This window comes from Cyclobacterium xiamenense (genome assembly GCF_900109255.1).
GTDB classification, from domain to species: Bacteria; Bacteroidota; Bacteroidia; order Cytophagales; family Cyclobacteriaceae; genus Cyclobacterium; species Cyclobacterium xiamenense.
In genome coordinates this window covers 1,169,158-1,188,576 of sequence record NZ_FNZH01000001.1, presented here as the reverse complement: position 1 = coordinate 1,188,576, position 19,419 = coordinate 1,169,158, and the positions used below count along the sequence as shown (strand labels likewise).

Sequence of the window (19,419 nt, the reverse complement as noted above, 5' to 3'; positions counted from 1 at the left end):
AGGTAAAATTTATGGTGATGCAATTGGAATATTTTAGGAGCTGGCCCATTCCCTCAGGAAACGGAATCCATCAGAGGCAAAGGCATCCTGGCTGCTTGCCAGCGGCTTCCAGATGCAAACCGCGCCAGCTAATTCTTTGATCTCCGGAGTAAAACTTTCGATCGTAATGGTCCCCCTGTAGTTTACTTTCTCCAGTCCTCGTTTGTAATCTTCCCAGCGGGTTTGACCGGTGCCGGGGGTTCCCCGGTAGTTCTCCGATACTTGCACGTGGAGCAGCTTATCGCCAGCCTGCAAAATGGCCTTTTCGATATTTGGCTCCTCGATGTTCATGTGAAAACCGTCCAGCAGCACCCGTGCAGCCGGGTGGTTGATGTCGCCAATCAGCCGCATGAGTTCTTCCGTGGTATTGATCAAATCGGTTTCAAACCGGTTAAGGGCCTCCAATGCTATTTTCTGACCGGCTTTTTCTGCCATCACGCACACCTTGTAGAGATTGGATACCGCCCTGTCCCATTCTACCTTTTTTTGTTCGGGAGAGACCAAGCGGGCCTTTCCAACGGAGGAATACATGGGTCCTGCAACAAATTCGGCACCTACTTCCACGCTCAAGTCCAGGCATTGTTGGATGTAATCCAGACTCGTTTGGTGGTAGGAAGGATCCTCGTGGGTCAAATCCCTGCTTGGGCCAAAGGCGCCGCATACAATGGGATGCAATCCGTTGTCTTCCAGTGCCTGCTTTACCGTTTTGCCATCGATTACCGAAGGGTCTTCCACGGGAATCTCCACCGCATCGTAGCCCATTTGTTTGATTTTTGGAAAAAGGGAGATCGTCTCTGTCTGGAACGGAGACGTCCACAGCCAGGTACTGACTCCCAGTTTAATATCTAACGCCATTGTGTCTCGATTAATGAAAAATCCTTATTCTACGATCATGATGCCATTCATGATTCGCCAGTGTCCAGGAACCGTACAGAGATACGGATATTCACCGGGTTCATTGGGAGCCGTGAATACCAGACTTTCGCTGGTTTCCGGGTTTACCAAAGGGGTGGAAGCGAGTACTTCCGGAATTTTGGGAACAAAATTCATCGTAACGCCATTGGGATCGCGCGCCAATTCATCGGCTGCTTTTCCGATGGTCTCCAGGCTGCCTGCCTTTCCGATCAGCAGGTTGTGTTGCATGAAGTCGTCGTTGGCGAAATCAATGGTCACCTGCTGTCCGGCCTTCACGGTAAAACTGGGCTTATCAAATTTCATTTCGTGCTGGATTACTCCCATTTTTATGGTCACCGCACCTGCGGTTCCCTGGGTTGAGCTTTCTGAAGAAGCCATCGACCCGCTTGTACCTGTATTTTCGGCAGGAATTTTTAGGTTTAGATGAGATGCCCGGCTGTTCATCCTTCCCCGGAAATAAAAGCGGTCCGGATAGGTACCTACCTGATCGGAGCCCATGTTATCATGACCGATACGAACACGATTTGGTTCCAGTTCCTGATCAAATAGTCCGGCTGCCTTTGCCGTGCCCACTTGACGGTCATCGATGCTCAGGACCATCGCTCCATCCTGCAGGAGGCTGGCGTTGAGCACAAATTGTTGAGCGGGGAGACCGGTCCCGCTACTTACCTGATAGCTTTTCCCATCTTGGCGGACCAGCCAATTTATGCGGTTGTTTTGAATATACAGGCTGTAACCATTGGTGCTGTTTCCCTGAGCCACGATAATTCCTTCCAGGGGTTCATCCGCTTTACTAAGCGTCGCTTGCAGGTGTAGCTCTTTTCCCACAACTTCCGGAGGGTAGGGGATGCCTGCCCGTCGGTCCAGGCTGTATTGTTCCGACACCAGGCTTTTGGACACCCGCTCGCGCAGGGAAAGCAGGGAATCCGGCTTGTTGGGGTCCAGCAAGCTTGCCGAAAGATTTTCAAAGGACTGCGGGTGCGAAAGCACCGAGGCGAAAATCGCCTGTGGCAGGTAAGGGTCCGCTCCATTGTCGGCCGCGTCAGCCGAGGTCAGCAGTAGGTTTGACGCCGTTTCTGAACTGGGCATATCGGCCAGTGCCAAAAATGCGGTTTTACGGGTGTTCAAATCCGGGTCCTTCAGTACATCGGTGGCGAGTACCGCTTCCAAACTAGCCGAATTGCGCGGTAATACCTGCAAGGCGTTTTTTCGGACGCCAGCTGCCGGGTGTTTCAAAGCCCTGGCTACTACCTCGTTTACCGATTGGTTGGAGCCATCCAGCGCACCAATCCCATGCAGTGCCCACAGGGCATGCACCGCCGGACTATTCAGACCGATTTCGTCAACGGAAGGATCGTCGACCAGTTTCAAAAGTTCTGGTATCAAATCCGTCTTCTGGTTTTCAACGATTAGGCGCTGTGCCGTCATGCGCCAAAACATGTTATCACTTTTCAGTCCGGCTATCAGGTCCGCATTCCGGTCGGAATCGATGTTCATCACCTCGTACGAATCCGAGCCCTTGTACACCATCCGGTAGATTCTCCCGTGTTTGGCGTCACGCAGCGGATTGATGTAGGCATTCCCTTCTCCATTTTCAAATCCCTTGGGTGTGGGATTGTGCTGAATGATAAAATTGTACCAATCGGCAATCCAAAGGGCGCCATCCGGCCCCACTTCTGCATGGACCGGTGAAAACCATTCGTCCGAACTAGCCAATATATTAAAGCCGTTTTTTTCCCGAAATCCGGAACCCTCTTTTTCAATGATGGCATTGTGGAGCACCCTTCCGGTAGGTTCCGCTACAAAGGCCACTCGGTTCCAATAGGATTTGGGGAAGTTTCGCGCGGTATACAAATGATGGCCTGCAGCGGCCGTGTACCCACCGTGCCAATCCACCTGTCGTAGAAAGGGCGTTAGGTGGGGCATGTCGTAATGACTGTCGATACCATGGACGGCGTTGACAGAACCCCCGTGAACCGGTCTGCGTACGTATTCGCGCGGCATGGCCAGGTAGGCACTGTGTTGCCCGTTTGCGGTGGAGATAAACACGTTGAATTCCTCACTGAAGCCCAACCCCCAGGTATTGTTGCTGGTATTTCCAAGAAACTCAAAATCGGTACCATCGGGGTCAAAACGGTACACACCCTGTCCAAAGGAAAAGGAAGTGCCATCAACTTCTCCGCGGAATCCGGAATAGCCCAATACACCCCATAATTTGTTATCAAATCCATACCGAAGATTGGATGGGCCCGCATGGGTGTCGCTTTTTCCCCAGCCAGTGATCAGGGTTTCTTTTACATCCGCTTTGCCGTCCCCGTCTGTATCTTTTAAAAAGACGAAATCGGGTGCCATGGAAATCAAAATACCACCATTTACCGCGACAAGGCTGGTCGGAATGTTTAACCCATCGGCAAAAATGGTAACCTTATCGGCTTTGCCGTCTCCGTCCGTATCTTCCAGCATTTTGATTTTGTCGTTGCCACCCTCTTTTCGAACCTCGTTGGGGTAGTCGGTGGTTTCAATCACATACAGCCGGCCCTTTTCATCCCAGCACATGGCCATCGGATTGATGATATCCGGCTCGGAAGCGAATAGTTGCAATTCAAAGCCCACCGGAACCTGTACCAACTTCATGGATTCCTCGGGGGATAGGGGTAGCTGGTAGCGGGGGGCAGGGTCTCTGTTTTCGTAGTTTGGAATTTCCGCATCTTCAAACACGGGTTGCGGAATGTCGTAGGCCGCAACCTGGGCCGCAACGTTATCGCCGATAGCCCATAGGACCCCATTTGCCACCAAATCCTGAAATTGCGGCTGGCTCCAGGTACGTTCGTCGTGGCCATAGGCAGTGTAGAATATCCGGCCCTTTCCCTGTTCACGTACCCAGGTGTACGGTTCCCGGTGCTCTCCATCCACACGCTCCATAAGCACGGTCATGTCTTCGTTCAGTTGGGCATGAACATACGTTTCGTCCCAGGTTTCAAATTCTTCGATTCCCTCCATTACCGGGTGCGTGGCATCGACAATCGTAGCGGTAAAGTCCCCGGTACCGTGGGACGAAAACTGTCCCCCAACGGTTTCGACAAACCAATCCGAATTCCGGAAACAAAAGGAAGCGCTGTGAATAGGAATGAGGGCCTTGCCGCCTTCCACATAGTTTTTTAACGCTTTTTCCTGATCGGCGGTGATTTCGTCGTGATTGGCGTAGATCATCAGCCCATCGTACAGGCGGAGATTTTCTGCGTTTAGGTCTTCGGGATCGGCCGTATAGGTCAGGTTGATGCCCTTTTGAAACAAATGCCTGGCGAGCATCGGCATTAACTTTTCGGAATTGTGATGGGTGCTTTCGTGCCCAAGGAAAAGGATCTCTGCCCGTCTCGGGCCATCGGAAAGGCTAATTTCCGTTGATTTGTTGCCGCAGCCCATCCAGAAAAGGATGGCAATGGCGATTAACCCACAATGTTTCATGGTAATTCGTGTTTGGGTGCTATTGTTTGGTATTTTCACAGTACGAATATGGGGAATTTACAAGTGTATTTCTTACTGTTTTTTACCTAATTCCTACTGTTTTTTGTCATTTTTATTGTAGTTTAGCCAAAATACGCGCATAAATTTATTACTCATTGAAAAAGCCGTTTCAAAAATCCCGCATTCCGGAACAAAACGCCTTTGTGGTCAGGGAGCTGGTAGCACCCAATTTTGACAAAAACTGGCACTTTCATCCGGAATACCAGCTATTTTGGGTTAGACAGGGGCGAGGTACACGCTTTGTCGGAGATGACATGCGGGTTTTTAAAGAAAACGATCTGGTGTTTACCGGTCCAAACCTGCCGCATCTCTGGCGGAATGACCAGGAATATTTTGAGAAAGGAAGCGACCTGCTGACCGAAGGAATCGTCGTTTACTTTCCGGAAAATTTTATTGGGAAGGAACTGATGCAGAAGGAAGAATTTGGAGAATTACGTGTACTCCTCGAAAAAGCGGGCATGGGCCTTGAAATTTTAGGAGCGACCAATGAGGAACTCAGACCTTTGCTTGCTTCTCTGGTACAAAAGGACGGATTGGACCGGATTATTGGGCTGTTGGAGATTTTGCTACGCATAGCCCGCTCTACTGAGGTGCAGCCTATCGTACGGGCAGGGTACATGAACACCAACAAAGAATCAGAAAAGGACCGAATGAGTACCGTATATGCTTTTGTCATGGATCATTTTCAACGCCCGGTAAAACTGGAAGAGGTAGCTGGGCTAATCAATATGAGTAGCAGTTCGTTTTCCAGGTATTTTAAATCCCGAATGAACAAGTCCTTTTCCGACTTTTTGTCGGAGGTTCGTATCGGGCATGCCTGCAAATTGCTGCAGCGGGAAAACATCAATATCAGTGAGATCAGCTACGAATGTGGCTTTCATACGCTGTCCAATTTCAACAAACAATTTAAGGAAAAGATGAAGATGACCCCGATGAGCTACAAGAAAGATTTTCTGCAACGCTATGGATAAATTGTTTCCGAAACCTGTATATTCATACCATGACCTTGATTTTGCTTCTTTTATTTACACCTGGCTGGTTTCCCCTTAGCGGTATTTCCACCGAATTTAGTACCCTTGTCCATCCGGCAGCCATCCGAGAATTGGCACAAGCCGGGGAGTTAGCAGGGCTTCAACATCAGTTGGAACAGGAATGGTCGGCAATCCGGCTGGACAATCCCAACCCAACTGCCGAGATTCGCTACGAGGGACTGCTGGACAATAACCCCGCCCGAGTGGAGACCTTAGGGCATTTGGAAGACATGGACAAAATGGCGCTTTTTTACTGGCATTATGCCCTGTTTGCGGACGAACATAGTTTCGAGAAAATGCGGGATTTCAGCCTTAGCTGGGCTAAAACCCTTACGGCCTCTGGCAACCCTATTAATGAAAACAAATTGCTCCCCGTTGTCTATTCCTATTTTTTTCTAAAACCTCACCTAAACCCACAAGAAAAAGTTGTTTTGGAGAAATGGCTGAAAGCGATCGCTGATGCCGAAATCGATAACGATCGGGTGCCGTTAAACAACTGGGAAACCAAGCGTATCAATCTGGTAGGTACCATTGGAATCCTGGTCGAAGACGAAACGCTGCTTGCCTGGGCGGAGGCCCGGACCCGTCATTACCTGGAAAAGGCCCTTTTTTCGGACGGGACAAGCGTAGATATTCGCCAGCGGGACGCACTTAGTTACCATGTAAGTGGCTTAAAGCCACTTTTACAATTTTTCATTTCCCTTGAAAAAGAAACCCCAGGGACAGGAAGAGCCTTTTTTCATTTTGAAACTCCATCGGGAGCTTCCGTTGCCCGTTCGCTGGACTATGTCATCCCCTATGCCAAAGGGAAGGAAGTTTACCGGCAGTGGAATAATACCAAGGTGAAATTAGATCGGGAGCGGGCGGCTGCCGGATTAGAAAAATACCAACCTGGCGTGGCATATGACCCGAAAAAATCCTACGAAACCATGGCAATGGCCGGATTCTTTGATCCCAAATACCGTATCGGTGCCTGCAACTACCCCCTTTGTGCGCTTTTATCCACATACAAGCAGAAATAATGGCTGCATCAGAGCAAAAGTAAGGAAAGATACAGCTCAAGCCCCATTCCGGCAAGCAGTACCAAGAAATAACCGATCCCCAATACCCAAAATTTGATTAGGGTTCGAAACCAGTGTTGTTTGAATAGACGTAGGATCGCGACGTAGGCATACGTCGTTACCAGGACAAAGGCGATTTCCGCAAGCCAATTGTTTTGAATACTGAAAGTATGATTAATAAGAATGACCAATCCGTATAACGCATAGGCAAAGGCATGCAGGTGAAATCCCAAAATTAGGTTTTCGATGTAAAAATGCTGCCGCTTGCTGTACAAAACATGTACAAAAAGTGCAAAGATTGGCAGAAGAACCAGCATCATCAATGGTAGGTTTTTTACCGACTGGGAAACAAACAGGTTGGAATTGGCGATGAAAGCCCGCCGTTTTTCGGCACTGAATCCCAAATCAAAGGCGTAGGCGCTTTTTTCCAGGGTGTCCGAAAAGGTTTCTACGCTTACCTCCGGGTCAATGGATAAAAACCGAAGTTCTTTCCATGAAAGCGTGTTGGCTACACTGTCGGAATGATCCGGGTTTGTGTTTGGAATTTCCTTTATTACGGCCTGTTGGAGCTTCGTCAATTCTTCCCGTTCCGATTCGGAAATTTTATCTTCAATTTCCTGCTGGATTTCTTCGGATGCCGAAATCTCCCGAGAGGTGAGAATACGATCCACCATGTCCTTTGGGATGATAAAACCGATAATGAAGAAGTAAAAAAGGGAAAAGATCAGGTACAGACGAATCGGGTGGGTGTATTTTTTTCGTTGGCCGGAGTTGAATGAACGGGTCAACGTACCCGGCTTGAAAAGAAAAACCCCAAGTGTGCGAATGAATTTTCCGTCAAAACTAAAGAGACTTGTAATCAGTTCTTCCAAAAACACCCCTACCGGTACCTTTTGGTCCTTGTTTTCCTGACCGCAGTCGGGGCAATAGTTTTCAAAGTCTGGCAGACTTCGGCCACAATTCAGGCAACGATCGATTTTCCGCTGGTTTTTCATGGGGATTTGGAGCTAAACGATACGAACCATTAGTAAAAGTACATTGGATTTATCTACTTTCTGCTATCCGGATCCAGGTTTTACTTGTGCACCACGGGCCGGGTGAGTTTTGCAAAGAGAGCCAGGCGCTGTCCGGAGATATTGCCGGGGCCACAGGTATCAAGCGCGTTTAACATGGCCGGGTGCCGGTAATAATCGTAGGCCAGATACAGGGCGTTTATTCGATTCGGGGTGAAACAGTGAGATCTTATCGGATTATCGATGACAAACAAGTAGGCCTGCAGGAGCGAACCGGAGCCATCTGCCGCTACGTGGTCGAATAAGCGATTGTCGCCCTGTCGATGAAGAAAGGCGGCATGTGCCGTAAGGTGTTCGATAAATGTCATGGTATAGTGGGTACCACTTCCATCAGTGGCCAGGTGGTCGCCATCGATCGGATCGTCCCCACGCCGGATTTCTTCTGGAATGGCTCCATTCGGCAGAATTCCCCACAGCGCTACTTTTCCATCCATTTTCCATTCGTCCGTGGTGAGCAATCGCCCGATTTGGTACCGATTGTGCGCGTCAAAGGCCTCGCCAGGACTTAACGTTCGCGGCTTGGGGCTTATTTCCTCCAGCTTCCAATGCGGATGCTCCATCAGGTACCAGGCGATAAGTGCAGCCGAAAACGAACCGGCTACCCCCCAGTTGTTTTTTCTCCAGCGACTTGCCCAAGCCACCTTGGGGTACATGACATCCCGTAACCAGCGCTGATAGCTTAGCTTGTCCTCTCTGCTCCATCCCGACCAGGGTTCCAGCAGGTCCGCTGCGTACATATAAGGTGTACCCCCCCGAGCCAAATTCAGAATACCCTGTGCGCCCCAGTGAAACCTGGGTTCGGCGTCATTTCGGTACCCATAGGTATCGGTAAGGTCCAAAATCAGGGAGCGGGATTTTTGGGCATATTTCTCTTCTCCCGTGAGGTGCCAGGCGAGTGCGGTACCGTACACCAGTTTCGCCCCGATCGAACTCAGCTGAATGGGACTGGACGAACTCCGCTCGTAAACGATCACTTCCCCTGAAAGGTCTTGCCATTCCGAAGAAGTCGCCATCAGGCTATCGATAAAAGAAAGGAATTCTTGCAGGTTTTGCCGATAGGGTTCCAGTCCCTGATCGGCTTTGGCTTTGATTTCGGCCAGTTCCACCGGAGAAACCAATACCCCGGTGGCCGTCGTTTCGGTCTGGGAAAAGACGGTTTCGGTGCGCAATAGCAGCCAAAATGGCCCAATAAGTACGATTGCAGTTCGGAGATATAGCAAAGGTAAACGCATGGGAAGTCATTTATTGAAAGCTGTACCGCTTATACTTTGACAAAGGTTTTGTTGACATACATGTACCAAAGCAAGGTATACAAAATCGCAAAACCGCCGATACTGGTCCACACCGGGTACCAGCTTTCGCCGTATTGCTCCAGACCGAATAATAGATCATCGGCGATGGCCGGAAAATCAATGACATGGGAAAGCACATAGGCAGTGATGGCATTCATGCCAATCACTTTTAGCGGGAAGGTCCAGCCTGTTTTGCCCTTGACGTCGATAATCCAATAGAAGCCTGCCAGGAGCAGGTAACAAACACCCGAGGAGGCAAGTACAAAGGAGCTGGTCCAGATCTTTTTTACGATGGGATGCCAGATGCCCCAAAGCAGTCCCAGACTCAGAGCGATCAATCCGGCTACGAACAGGTAGCGAGCTACTTTTTCTCGCGGCATTTCGGATTTAATCCATTCACCGGCAAACAAACCGGAAAGGGTCGTAGCAGCAAAGCCCAAACCGGACAACAACCAGGTGTATTGCAGTCCATCGTCAAAGCGTCCAAACACCAAGCGGTCCACATAAAGGGCAAAATTCTGATCGGGAAGCAGTGTGCTTCTGCCTAGGCCCGGTACCTGCGGAAGTGTGAGCAGCAGTGCATAGGCAACCAGGCAGCCAACAAATAACAGGTAGCGGCCATTTCGGCTTAGGTGAATAAAGGCCAGGCAAGAAATTACATAGCCCACAGCGATGGCCTGTAGCGTATTGCTAAAGACCTTAAACTGCCCCGCATCCAGGGCCAGCAGGTTGCCTTGCACGATCCAACCCAGGATAAAAAGAATAACGAAGCGCTTGAGCAATTTACGGTACAGCTGTCCTTTGCTGCTTTGCTCTTGCATGCGCTGGGACAGGGAGAAAGGTATGACCGCCCCGACTACAAACAGGAACAAGGGCATGATGATATCGTAAAAGGTGGAACCAAACCATTCCGGATGTTCAAATTGCCGGGCCAAAAATCCGGTAAATGCGGTATCTGCGCCCCGATGCAGGGAGGCAAAAAAGCGATCGGCGAATACGATGAGTAACATATCAAATCCCCTCAAGGCATCGATGGAGAGGATTCGGGGTGCGTGCTGGGGGATTGTATTCATGTATAGGTTGGATTATTTGGTGTATTTTTTAATGGGTAATTCTGGTAAAAATAAAATAAATCGTCTGGTTTCGGCCATTTCCTCGCGTAGATTTTTTATCGGGCAGGGTAGCGGTAGGCGGATGGAGTCCCGCCGAACCCACTTCCTGCCACCAATCGGGTATTGCTACGCCTGGGTGTAGGAAAGGGAATGTTCAGCGCCAAACGCCTATTCGGGAATCACTTCCACGCATTCGACCCAGTGTTTTGCCTGCTTTCCGGTAAAGTGATCAATCTGGTGCCTGCAGCTAAAGCCGGAAGCGACCAGTTCGCTTCCCTCCGGGGCGTTTTGGATGGCAGGAAACAAAACTTCGGCTCCGATTTTTTGAGACAGGGCGTAATGTTCTTTCTCGTAGCCAAAGGAGCCAGCCATGCCGCAGCATCCGGAAGGAATTTCGGTGCAGGATGCCGGTTCTCCCAGGGTTTTTTTCATTGCTTGGGTCCCATACAGCGCTTTTTGGTGGCAATGACCGTGAATCTGCAGCCCTTTTCCCTTGCTGCGAAAGCGAACATTCAGATTTCCCCGTTCCATTTCCCTGGCAAGGAAAACATCAATCATTAGTACGTTTTTGGTTAGTTTGTCAGCTACTTCTTTTTCATCGAATAAATCCGGAAAGTCATCGTTCAATGCGGAGGCACAACTCGGTTCGCACACCAGCACAGGAAGGCCCTGATCGATAAATGCGAGTAGCTTTTCCACGGTTGGTTTTCCTTCTGTTTTTGCGTCTCTCAAGAAACCATGGGATATCTTGGGTCGCTGGCAGCAGCCCACGTTGGCCAGCACGACTTCGTATCCGCAATCGTTGAGTAATTTTACCGCTGCCTTGCCAATGGAGGGTTCGTGGTAGTTCAGGTAAGTATCGGCAAAAAGGGCCACTTTCTTCCCCGTTTTTTTCTGCTTTCCGCCGTTTTTCGCAAACCAGTTGGAAAATGATTCCGAGGCATAGGCAGGGAGCGTTCGCCGGCTATCGAATCCGGCGATTTTTTCCAGGCTTTTCCGAAACAAGCGAGAAGATTGCAGGAAATTAATCGGTTTGGCCAGTTTGCCGGAAAAGCGCCTGGCCATGCCGGCTGCATCCCGGATCATTTTGTCCCGCAGGCTGGCGCCATTGGCGTCGTAATACCATTGCATCACATCGCTTTTCATTTTGGCCATGTCCACGTTGCTGGGACATTCGGATTTGCAGGCCTTGCAACTCAGACACAAACTCAGGGTCTCCTGCAGGCGTTCACTGCGCAGCCCTTTTTCGTCCAATTGGCCCGACATGGCCATTCGCAGGGCATTGGCCCGACCACGCGTGGTATGCTCTTCGTCCCGGGTAGCCTTGAAACTGGGGCACATGGTGCCACCGAGTAACTTGCGGCATTCGCCTACTCCGGTGCACATGTGGACCGATTCCTGAAAGCTCTGCTCGGATCGGTAATGAAAGACAGGCTCTACGGCCTGATCCTGGTACCGATTCCCATACCGAAGGTTTCGTGACATGGGCTCCGCTTCTACGATCTTCCCAGGGTTCATGCGGTTTTCCGGGTCAAAGAGGCGTTTGACCTGAATCATGGCCTGGTACAGTTCCGTGCCAAAAAAGCGCTCGTTAAACGGGCTTCGAACGAGGCCGTCTCCGTGCTCCCCACTCCAGGACCCTCCATATTCCATGACCAATTGGAAGGTGTCCTCCGCGATGGCTTCCAGGCGCTCGATATCCGCTTGGTCCCGCAGGTCCAGTATGGGTCGTACATGGATAACCCCCACGCTTACGTGGGCATACATGGCTACTTCCGTCTGGTGTTTTTTACAGATCTGTAGGGTACGATCAATGTATTCCCGCAGGTGCTGCGTAGGGATTCCGGCATCCTCTATAAAGGGTAGGGGCTTTTTCTTGCCTTTAATTCCCAGCATCAGGCCGAGTCCTTTTTTTCGCACCACCCATACGTCTTCGTATTCTGGCCCCTGAGGAAACAACGGGAAGGCATATCCCAGGCCCTTTTCCTGTAACTCCTTGATCATTTGGGTGGGTCGGTCCATTACGTCCGACAAGGTTTCTCCGTAAAATTCTACGATCAGGATGGCAGCTGGATCTCCCTGGATAAAATGGCAATGCCGCTTGGTGGTGAGGTTTTCGCGACTTAGGTCCACCACGATTTTATCCAAGATCTCTACAGCAGAGGGTTGGTACGGCAAAATGCTCGTTACCGCCCCAACGGCATCCAACAACTCTGCAAAATGGAGCACGCAAACCGATTTAAAAGAAGGCAGCGGTTCGAGGTTGAGTTTTAGTTCCAGGGTGGTGGCCAGCGTACCTTCGCTTCCCGTGATCAATTTTGCCAGGTTCCAATCCTCGGTATGTATGAATTCGTCCAGGTTGTAGCCTCCAACCCGCCGCATGACTTTTGGAAATTTTTGTTCGATCAAGGCGCTGTTCTTGTTGATGATTTCCTTAAATCGTCGGTAGATTTCCCCTTCCCGGCTGTCTTTTAGGGCTATTTGCCTATAGGTTTCCGCATCTGTATTTTTTAGATGCATACCGGTTCCGTCTGCCAGCAATACTTTTGCTTCCAGTACATGGTCCACAGTTTTTCCGTAGAGAATACTCTTGGTTCCCGAAGAATTATTACCGACCATTCCTCCAACATTTGCCCGGCTGGAGGTGGCTGGATCTACGGCAAAATGGAGCCCAAGAGGTGCCAACTCGTCGTTTAGAACATCCCGAACCTTTCCAGGCTGCACCCGTACCCATCGTTCCTCGGTGTTGATTTCCAGGGTCTGGTCCATGTATTTGGAAAAATCGAGCACGAGCGAATTGCCGACTGTCTGGCCGGCGAGGCTGGTGCCGCCGCCACGGGGCAAAATGGTGACCTGATTGCTATTGGCCCATTCCAGGGCTTTTTTCACATCGCTTTCGTCTTTGGGTAGAACAACCGCTAATGGAAAAATTTGGTAAATACTGGCATCTGTGGCATACATGCCCAGCGAAAAAGAGTCTGTCAATACCTCTCCTTTGAGCGCTTCGATCAGATCCGAAAGTGAAGTGGCGATAGCCGGCGAATTAGTTTGCATGAAGGCTTATTGTCAATTTGTTCAAAGATATTATTTTTTGTCGTTTGATAACAAGCGCAAATATTTTTATCTCTTTTCCCCGGGCTTTTGGTAGAAAAATTGTTTGAACTTGAAAAGACATATCGTATTTTACGCTTGATTTTGAAAATATATGGGCCAACAGGCCAACATAACAGAGGTAGTGAATTATGGAGAATAAAAACAATCACCGACGAACATTTCTTAAATCCACGGGCACGGCAGTCATTGGCAGCGCCGTGCTTCCCATGGGTTTTTCCATTCGGCAAGGGTATGCTGCCCGTAGGGAACCATTGAAAGTGGGACTTATCGGTTGTGGAGGAAGGGGCACCGGAGCTGCTGCCCAAGCGCTGAAGGCGGATAAAGACGCCGAACTTACCTGCATGGCAGATATTTTCTCCGACTACCTGGAAGAGTCCTACCAATCGCTGAAAAAGATAAATCCCGAACAAGTCAAAGTCGGGAATGCACAGAAGTTTGTAGGATTTGATGCCTACCAGAAAGTATTAGATGCAGGGGTGGATGTGGTAATCCTTACGACGCCACCTGCCTTCCGTCCGGCGCATTTCAAAGCAGCCGTAGACGCTGGTAAGCACGTATTTTGCGAAAAACCCGTAGCAGTCGATGCTCCAGGTGTACGCAGCGTTTTGGCTTCGGCCAGGAAAGCCAAAGAGAAAGGCCTGTCGGTGGTATCCGGATTTACCTTTCGGTATGATTTTCCCAAACGCGCCCTGTTCAATCGAATTTTGGATGGGGAAATCGGCGAAGTGACCTCGGTTTTCACCGCACGGAATGGCGGGGGTTTGTGGTACAAACCCCGGCAGGATAATTGGACGGAGATGGAGTACCAATTGCGGAACTGGTACTATTACGACTGGCTGTCGGGAGATTACATCGTGGAGATGATGGTTCACAGCCTGGACATGATGTCCTGGGCACTCGGCGACCGTTTGCCGATCCAAGCCACGGGTACGGGCGGCCGGCAATCCCGCACAGAATCACAGTGGGGCAATATCTACGACCACTTTGCCATCGAATACGAATACGAAAACAACATCAAAGGCGTTCATTTTAGTCGGCAACAGAAAGGCTGTTCCAATACCAATAAGGTAGACATAGCTGGTACAGAAGGGTTTGCTTCCGTGGATGTAGGTAAACGAATTCATGCCACGATGGGATCCGAGCGTTGGGATTACAAAGGCGAATCCAACAACCCCTACGAGACCCAACACGAAGAACTTTTTGCCTCCATCAGGGCCGGCCAACCCATGAATGAGGGAGAGTTGATGGCAAATAGTACCATGCTGGCCATTTTGGGAAGAATGGTCGGCTATAGCGGACAAACCATCACCTGGGAACAGGCAATGAATAGCGAGCATAAATTGGGCCCCGCCGCTGACGATTACCGATGGGACCTGGTGGTAGACGTTCCGCCCATCGCCGTACCGGGTATTACCAAAGTGGTGTAGCATTTGACGATTTTCTAACTCAATTTTATGAATACGAAACAACAAACCCCCTTACTTTTACTTGCCCTTTTATTTATTTCATACACGCTTCCGGCGCAGGATTTTCTATTTGAATTTGGAAAGGAGCAAGACCTCAATGCATTGATTCAGGGAAAGGCGACACAAGAAAAATCCATTCGTTGGAGGGATGTCAATACGGGCCCGGCTACCTGGCGCTTTGAGGGGGAGGAGTTGGTATGCGAAGGTTTACCGATCGGCGTGATTCGTTCCGAGCAGCAATACGAAAATTTCGTCATGTATGTGGAGTGGAAACACATGGAAGCCGGTGGAAATTCCGGCAGCTTTGTCTGGTCCGGTGCAGTACCTGGCGAAAACCGGTTGCCCGATGGAGTGGAAGTACAAATGCTGGAATTGGATTGGGTCAACCAAAATAAACGTCCGGATGGGGAGTTGCCGCCCATTGCCTACGTACACGGAGAGCTCTTTGGCGTGGGTGGTGTGGAGACCGTTCCCGACAATCCACGCGGCACCCGCAGTAAATCCATCGAAAACCGTTGCCTGGGAAAAGGCCAATGGAATACCTACGTGGTGGTATGCGTGGATGGCGTGATCAAGCTTTCCGTTAATGGAAAATTCGTGAACGGCATCCGTCAGTCAACCCAGAAGAAAGGATATATCTGCCTGGAGTCAGAAGGAGCACCGATTCATTTTCGCAACCTGACGGTGACCCCACTTCCTCCCGGCGTTACGTCCCCGGATCAAACAGCACCTTTATTACCCAATCCCTAATTTACGCGTTACCCATGTCGAACGATTTATCCCGGATTCACAAGTTGATCACCGATCTATTTAAATGGCCCCAAACAGAAAAAGATTGGGAAAAGTACCGCCTTTCGGAAGAGCAAGTGGCTTTCTTCAAGGAGAACGGCTACTTATCTCATGTCAAATTGTTGGATCCCTGGCAGGTGGATGTGTTAACCAAAGAATTGGAAGAATTAACCGATCCCAGCCATCCCGGTAACGAATTGTTTTACGAGTTCAAGTCCAACGAATCGGCGGATCCCAACACCGTCTTGTTTCATTCCCTGGGCCATTGGCGCATTACCAGTGGTTTTCACGATATTTTGTGGAATCCGGCCTTTGTGATGGCGGCAAGTCAGCTTTTGGGGGATCGGTCAGTGCGATTTTGGCACGACCAGTTGTTTTGCAAACCTGCCAAACACGGTGGCGTAGTGGCCTGGCATCAGGATTACGCGTACTGGACACGCTCCGTACCCATGCAACACCTCACCTGCTGGGTGGGGTTAGACGACGCGGATACCGAAAACGGATGCGTCTATTACGTGCCTGGAAGTCATCGATGGGGCTTGTTGGATAAGCCGGAATTGGCTGGTGACATGGAGGGATTGATGGATTACCTGACCGATGCACAGAAAAAGGAATTTCGTCCCGTCCCCATCGAAATGGAAAAAGGTTACGGTACGTTCCACCATCCCCTTATGGTGCACGGTTCTTACGAAAACAAATCCGAAAGGTCCCGAAGAGCATTTGTTTTGAACGTATTCGCCGACGGAACCCGTTCCAATACCGAACACGAATTGCTTGCCGGGGTACCTGTTTTTCAGCCAGGAGAAAAATTGACCGGTCAGTTTTTCCCGCTTTTGTTAGAGCGGGGCGCTAATGTTCAAAACTCCTGAAAGCGCTGATGCGGACTACCTGGAAAAAATGGATTCCCGCCTGGCCCTGGCTGGTTTTGGCCCTGGTTGTTTTTTTGGTTTGGGCCAGTTTTTTCGGTGGGGACCCCTCCAGTAGTGGGCAGCAGGACTGGGTGTTACCCGATGGCTATGTACTTGAAGAAGCCACCTTGCCCGGCTTGGTGGACTATCCCATGTTTGCTGTTTTCGACGATCAGGGCAGGCTTTTTGTCATGGAATCCAGCGGACAAACGGAAAGCACTTCTGGTATCGAAGAAAATCCGGACTTCCGCATCCTTCTTTTGTCGGACAACGACAAAGATGGGCTGTTTGAGCACAAAACCGTCTATGCTGATTCGCTCTCATTTCCCATGGGCGGCGTTTTTCTGGACGGTAGCTTGATCGTAACCAATGCTCCGAATTTGGTGAAGTTTACCGATACCGACGGGGATGGAGTGGCGGATGAAGAGGAGGTCCTGCTTTCCGGATGGACATTGAATCACAATGCGGCCATACTGAGTGGACCTTTCATGGGACCCGACGGCTGGTTATACCTGGCGGACGCCCGCCGTGGATTTGATATTTTAAGTAAGGAATTTGTACATTTTGAGGGGAAGGGTGCGCGTATATGGCGTTGCCTGCCAAATGGTACCCAGTTGCAGTCATTTGCTGGTGGTGGTTTCGACAATGCGATTGAATTGGCTTTTACGCCTTCCGGGGAAGTATTGGGAACCATGACCTATTTTACCGATCCGCAGGGGGGATACCGGGATGCGCTGATGCATTGGGTAGAAAATGGGGTATATCCCAAACCCCATCCTGTTATTTCAGAGGATCAACTGGTCCGCACGGGCGAATTGATGCCGGTCATGCACCGGATGGCCAGGGTTTCTCCCTCCGGATTGATGCGGCATAACGGATCGGGCTGGGCCGAGGATGTTGAAGGCAATTTGTTTCACGCCGAATTCAATACCGGTCGAATCATCCAAAGCAAACTGATACCCGAAGGCGCCTCTTTTCGGGTAGAAGCGCAGCCGTTTTTTCAGAGCCGACTGCCCGACTTTCATCCGACCGATGTGTTGCAGGAGCCCAATGGAAACTTGCTGTTGGTCAATACCGGTGGCTGGTTTATTTCGGGCTGCCCGTTAAGCCGCACCGCCAAACCGGATGTGCCGGGAGGGATCTTCCGTATTCGAAAAAAAGATCGCTCCGGAGAAGTTGCAGATCCCTGGGGAAACGACATTCCCTGGGCTCAATTGTCGGTGGCTCAGTTGGCAAAGCTGCTGGAAGATCCCCGACCCGCAGTGGCCGAGAAAGCAGGGAATTACCTGCTCCATCAACCGTTGCTCGCTATCCCCTTTTTACAAAGCCTGATGCAAGCGCATCCGGACGAAACGGTCCGTGCGAATGCCGTGTTTCTTTTGTTCCGTACCCAAAACCCGAGAGCCTGGAATACGATGCACGCAGGGCTGGACGACCCGAGTGACCTGGTAAGGACCGCTAGCGCCCGGGTGTTGGGAATGGCAGAAGTGAATACCGCAAGGGATAAACTGATTCGTGTACTTGCAGAGGCTAGCTCCCTTCCACTTGCCAGGCAGGTGGCCGTAGCACTGGGCCAAATCGCGGATCCCATGGCTACGCAACCGCTTCTACAGGCCTTAGAACGGTACCCGGAGGATCGGTACTTCGAACATGCTGTTATTTATGCACTAATTGAAATGAAAAACGAGTCCTTGCTGCTGGAGGAATTGGCCGCATCCGGCTTCAACAAAGCGGTAGTCATCGCGCTGGATCAAAAAAACAACGGCTTGCTGGTAGAAGAAACGATCGCTTCCTTTTTGGTCGCATCGGATACCACCGCGCAGCGAACTGGGGCCTGGGTTCTGAAAAACCATCCGGAATGGCACCAGGCCTTTATTTCGTTTATGGACTCACAAACTGCCCAACCCGTTCCGGACCTGGATGGGATACGGGATCTTTGGCCTGTATTTGTCGATCAGGAACCTGTGCAGGCGTACCTTTCTGAAAAGATGAGGGAGAACCAGGGCAATCCGCGGGGAGAATGGCTACTATCTCTACTTGCTTCCTTTCCACCCAAAAACCCTTCGGCTGCACTAGGCACTAGCCTCCGCCTGTATCTGAAGGAAGGGGATCGCTCCATCCAGGAGGCAACCCTGCGCGTGATCTCCCAAATCAACAGTACGAAGTTATCCGAAGAATTAAAAGCACTTTCCCAGAACGATGCAACCGCCGTTTCCCTTCGGCTGATGGCCTATCAGGCGCTGGTGGCACGGGGAGATAAAGTTAAAGACACCGAATTTCACTGGATTGCCCAGCAGCTTTTGCTAAAAGAAGTTCGGCAGCACCACGCCCTTGTTGGCCGGATTTTGAAAGACCTTGAACTTGACCAAAACCGCCTGGACTGGATCTTGCAGCATATTTTCCCGGAGGTGTCTTCGGAAAATGTGCCGGTGGTGCTGGAGCTATTCCATGGGGTGGAGCAGGTAGCGCTGTTGAATGCATTGGAGCAAAGCTTGTTGCAGCGTAAGGAAGAGTGGGACAGGCTCTCTCTTGATAGGGTAAAAACGATTTTTGCCGAAAACGAATCGGCGATTGTGGACAGTGTGCGGCGCACCCAGGAATATCGTCTGCTTGCCCTGGAATCACTGGAAAGCGACTTGCTGCCCGGAGATGTTTCCAGGGGAAGGGCGGTTTTTTATGGTAAAGGAACCTGCAGCAGCTGTCACGCGGTCGCCGGTGAGGGAGGTACTTTTGGTCCGGATTTGACGAACATTGGAGAAATTCGTTCCCGGCACGATATTCTGGAAGCCATCGTTTACCCCTCTGCCAGTTTTGCTCGGGAGTACGAAACGGTTTCCCTTCGCACCGGAAGTCAAAACCTGACGGGGATTATCCAAACCTTCGAAGCAGGTAGGTACGAAATAGCATTGGGCCCCAATGTATCGCGGTTTGTTCTCGTAGAAGACGTGGAAAATTTATCCCCTGTCTCCCAATCCTTAATGCCGGCCGGTTTGGAAAATGCCATGGATATTCAAGAATTAAGTGATTTGATGCTTTATTTGCAATCCTTACCAGACGGCATGTATACCCGTGCCAGAAAAAATTAGACCCAGCT

The 19,419-nt window shown here is 50.4% G+C and carries 12 protein-coding genes; 6 read left to right on the top strand and 6 right to left on the bottom strand.

Features of this window, described 5'->3' with window-relative positions; genetic code table 11:
• Positions 1-33 precede the first annotated feature (33 nt).
• Entirely contained in the window at positions 34-894 is an 861-nt protein-coding gene (locus BMW71_RS04440) for a sugar phosphate isomerase/epimerase family protein (protein WP_092169925.1), read from the bottom strand.
• A 24-nt stretch (positions 895-918) separates the two neighbouring features.
• Positions 919-4,419: a PVC-type heme-binding CxxCH protein gene (locus BMW71_RS04435; protein WP_092169923.1), complete on the bottom strand. Its 3,501-nt coding sequence runs from the start codon at positions 4,417-4,419 to the stop codon at positions 919-921.
• 155 nt (positions 4,420-4,574) lie between these two features.
• Here BMW71_RS04435 and BMW71_RS04430 point away from each other — a divergent pair, with 155 nt between their 5' ends.
• Positions 4,575-5,450, top strand: a complete 876-nt coding sequence (locus BMW71_RS04430) for an AraC family transcriptional regulator (protein WP_092169920.1) — start codon at positions 4,575-4,577, stop codon at positions 5,448-5,450.
• A 29-nt stretch (positions 5,451-5,479) separates the two neighbouring features.
• A complete protein-coding gene (locus BMW71_RS04425) occupies positions 5,480-6,532 on the top strand; it encodes an alginate lyase family protein (RefSeq protein ID WP_092169917.1) in 1,053 nt (350 codons plus the stop codon).
• Between the two features lie 8 nt (positions 6,533-6,540).
• Here BMW71_RS04425 and BMW71_RS04420 read toward each other — a convergent pair whose 3' ends face one another.
• The 4 genes from BMW71_RS04420 to BMW71_RS04400 all read right to left on the bottom strand — a co-directional run bounded on the left by BMW71_RS04420 (position 6,541) and on the right by BMW71_RS04400 (position 13,102).
• Complete coding sequence (locus tag BMW71_RS04420) at positions 6,541-7,566, bottom strand: DUF3667 domain-containing protein (protein WP_092169914.1); 1,026 nt, start codon at positions 7,564-7,566, stop codon at positions 6,541-6,543.
• Positions 7,567-7,646: 80 nt separating this feature from the next.
• Entirely contained in the window at positions 7,647-8,876 is a 1,230-nt protein-coding gene (locus BMW71_RS04415) for an alginate lyase family protein (protein WP_092169912.1), read from the bottom strand.
• Between the two features lie 29 nt (positions 8,877-8,905).
• Complete coding sequence (locus tag BMW71_RS04410; protein ID WP_092169909.1) at positions 8,906-10,009, bottom strand: acyltransferase family protein; 1,104 nt, start codon at positions 10,007-10,009, stop codon at positions 8,906-8,908.
• Between the two features lie 207 nt (positions 10,010-10,216).
• Positions 10,217-13,102, bottom strand: a complete 2,886-nt coding sequence (locus BMW71_RS04400) for an FAD-binding and (Fe-S)-binding domain-containing protein (RefSeq protein WP_092169903.1) — start codon at positions 13,100-13,102, stop codon at positions 10,217-10,219.
• A gap of 188 nt (positions 13,103-13,290) precedes the next feature.
• On the opposite strand from BMW71_RS04400, the gene BMW71_RS04395 reads away from it, so the two are divergent.
• Genes BMW71_RS04395 through BMW71_RS04380 form a run of 4 tightly spaced genes read left to right on the top strand, consistent with a single transcriptional unit; the run spans position 13,291 to position 19,411 of the window.
• Positions 13,291-14,589, top strand: a complete 1,299-nt coding sequence (locus BMW71_RS04395; RefSeq protein WP_092169901.1) for a Gfo/Idh/MocA family protein — start codon at positions 13,291-13,293, stop codon at positions 14,587-14,589.
• A 27-nt stretch (positions 14,590-14,616) separates the two neighbouring features.
• On the top strand, positions 14,617-15,378 hold the full coding sequence (locus tag BMW71_RS04390; protein WP_092169898.1) for a 3-keto-disaccharide hydrolase: 762 nt from the start codon (positions 14,617-14,619) through the stop codon (positions 15,376-15,378).
• A gap of 14 nt (positions 15,379-15,392) precedes the next feature.
• On the top strand, positions 15,393-16,286 hold the full coding sequence (locus BMW71_RS04385) for a phytanoyl-CoA dioxygenase family protein (RefSeq protein WP_092169896.1): 894 nt from the start codon (positions 15,393-15,395) through the stop codon (positions 16,284-16,286).
• A gap of 8 nt (positions 16,287-16,294) precedes the next feature.
• Entirely contained in the window at positions 16,295-19,411 is a 3,117-nt protein-coding gene (locus BMW71_RS04380) for a DUF7133 domain-containing protein (protein WP_092169893.1), read from the top strand.
• The last annotated feature ends 8 nt before the right edge of the window (positions 19,412-19,419 follow it).

What these genes read in the sequence shown, in the direction of transcription:
- BMW71_RS04440 (WP_092169925.1), bottom strand. Translation starts at nt 894, where the DNA reads ATGGCGTTAGATATTAAACTGGGAGTCAGTACCTGGCTGTGGACGTCT.
- BMW71_RS04435 (WP_092169923.1), bottom strand. Translation starts at nt 4,419, where the DNA reads ATGAAACATTGTGGGTTAATCGCCATTGCCATCCTTTTCTGGATGGGC.
- BMW71_RS04425 (WP_092169917.1), top strand. Translation starts at nt 5,480, where the DNA reads ATGACCTTGATTTTGCTTCTTTTATTTACACCTGGCTGGTTTCCCCTT.
- BMW71_RS04420 (WP_092169914.1), bottom strand. Translation starts at nt 7,566, where the DNA reads ATGAAAAACCAGCGGAAAATCGATCGTTGCCTGAATTGTGGCCGAAGT.
- BMW71_RS04415 (WP_092169912.1), bottom strand. Translation starts at nt 8,876, where the DNA reads ATGCGTTTACCTTTGCTATATCTCCGAACTGCAATCGTACTTATTGGG.
- BMW71_RS04410 (WP_092169909.1), bottom strand. Translation starts at nt 10,009, where the DNA reads ATGAATACAATCCCCCAGCACGCACCCCGAATCCTCTCCATCGATGCC.
- BMW71_RS04400 (WP_092169903.1), bottom strand. Translation starts at nt 13,102, where the DNA reads ATGCAAACTAATTCGCCGGCTATCGCCACTTCACTTTCGGATCTGATC.
- BMW71_RS04395 (WP_092169901.1), top strand. Translation starts at nt 13,291, where the DNA reads ATGGAGAATAAAAACAATCACCGACGAACATTTCTTAAATCCACGGGC.
- BMW71_RS04390 (WP_092169898.1), top strand. Translation starts at nt 14,617, where the DNA reads ATGAATACGAAACAACAAACCCCCTTACTTTTACTTGCCCTTTTATTT.
- BMW71_RS04385 (WP_092169896.1), top strand. Translation starts at nt 15,393, where the DNA reads ATGTCGAACGATTTATCCCGGATTCACAAGTTGATCACCGATCTATTT.
- BMW71_RS04380 (WP_092169893.1), top strand. Translation starts at nt 16,295, where the DNA reads ATGCGGACTACCTGGAAAAAATGGATTCCCGCCTGGCCCTGGCTGGTT.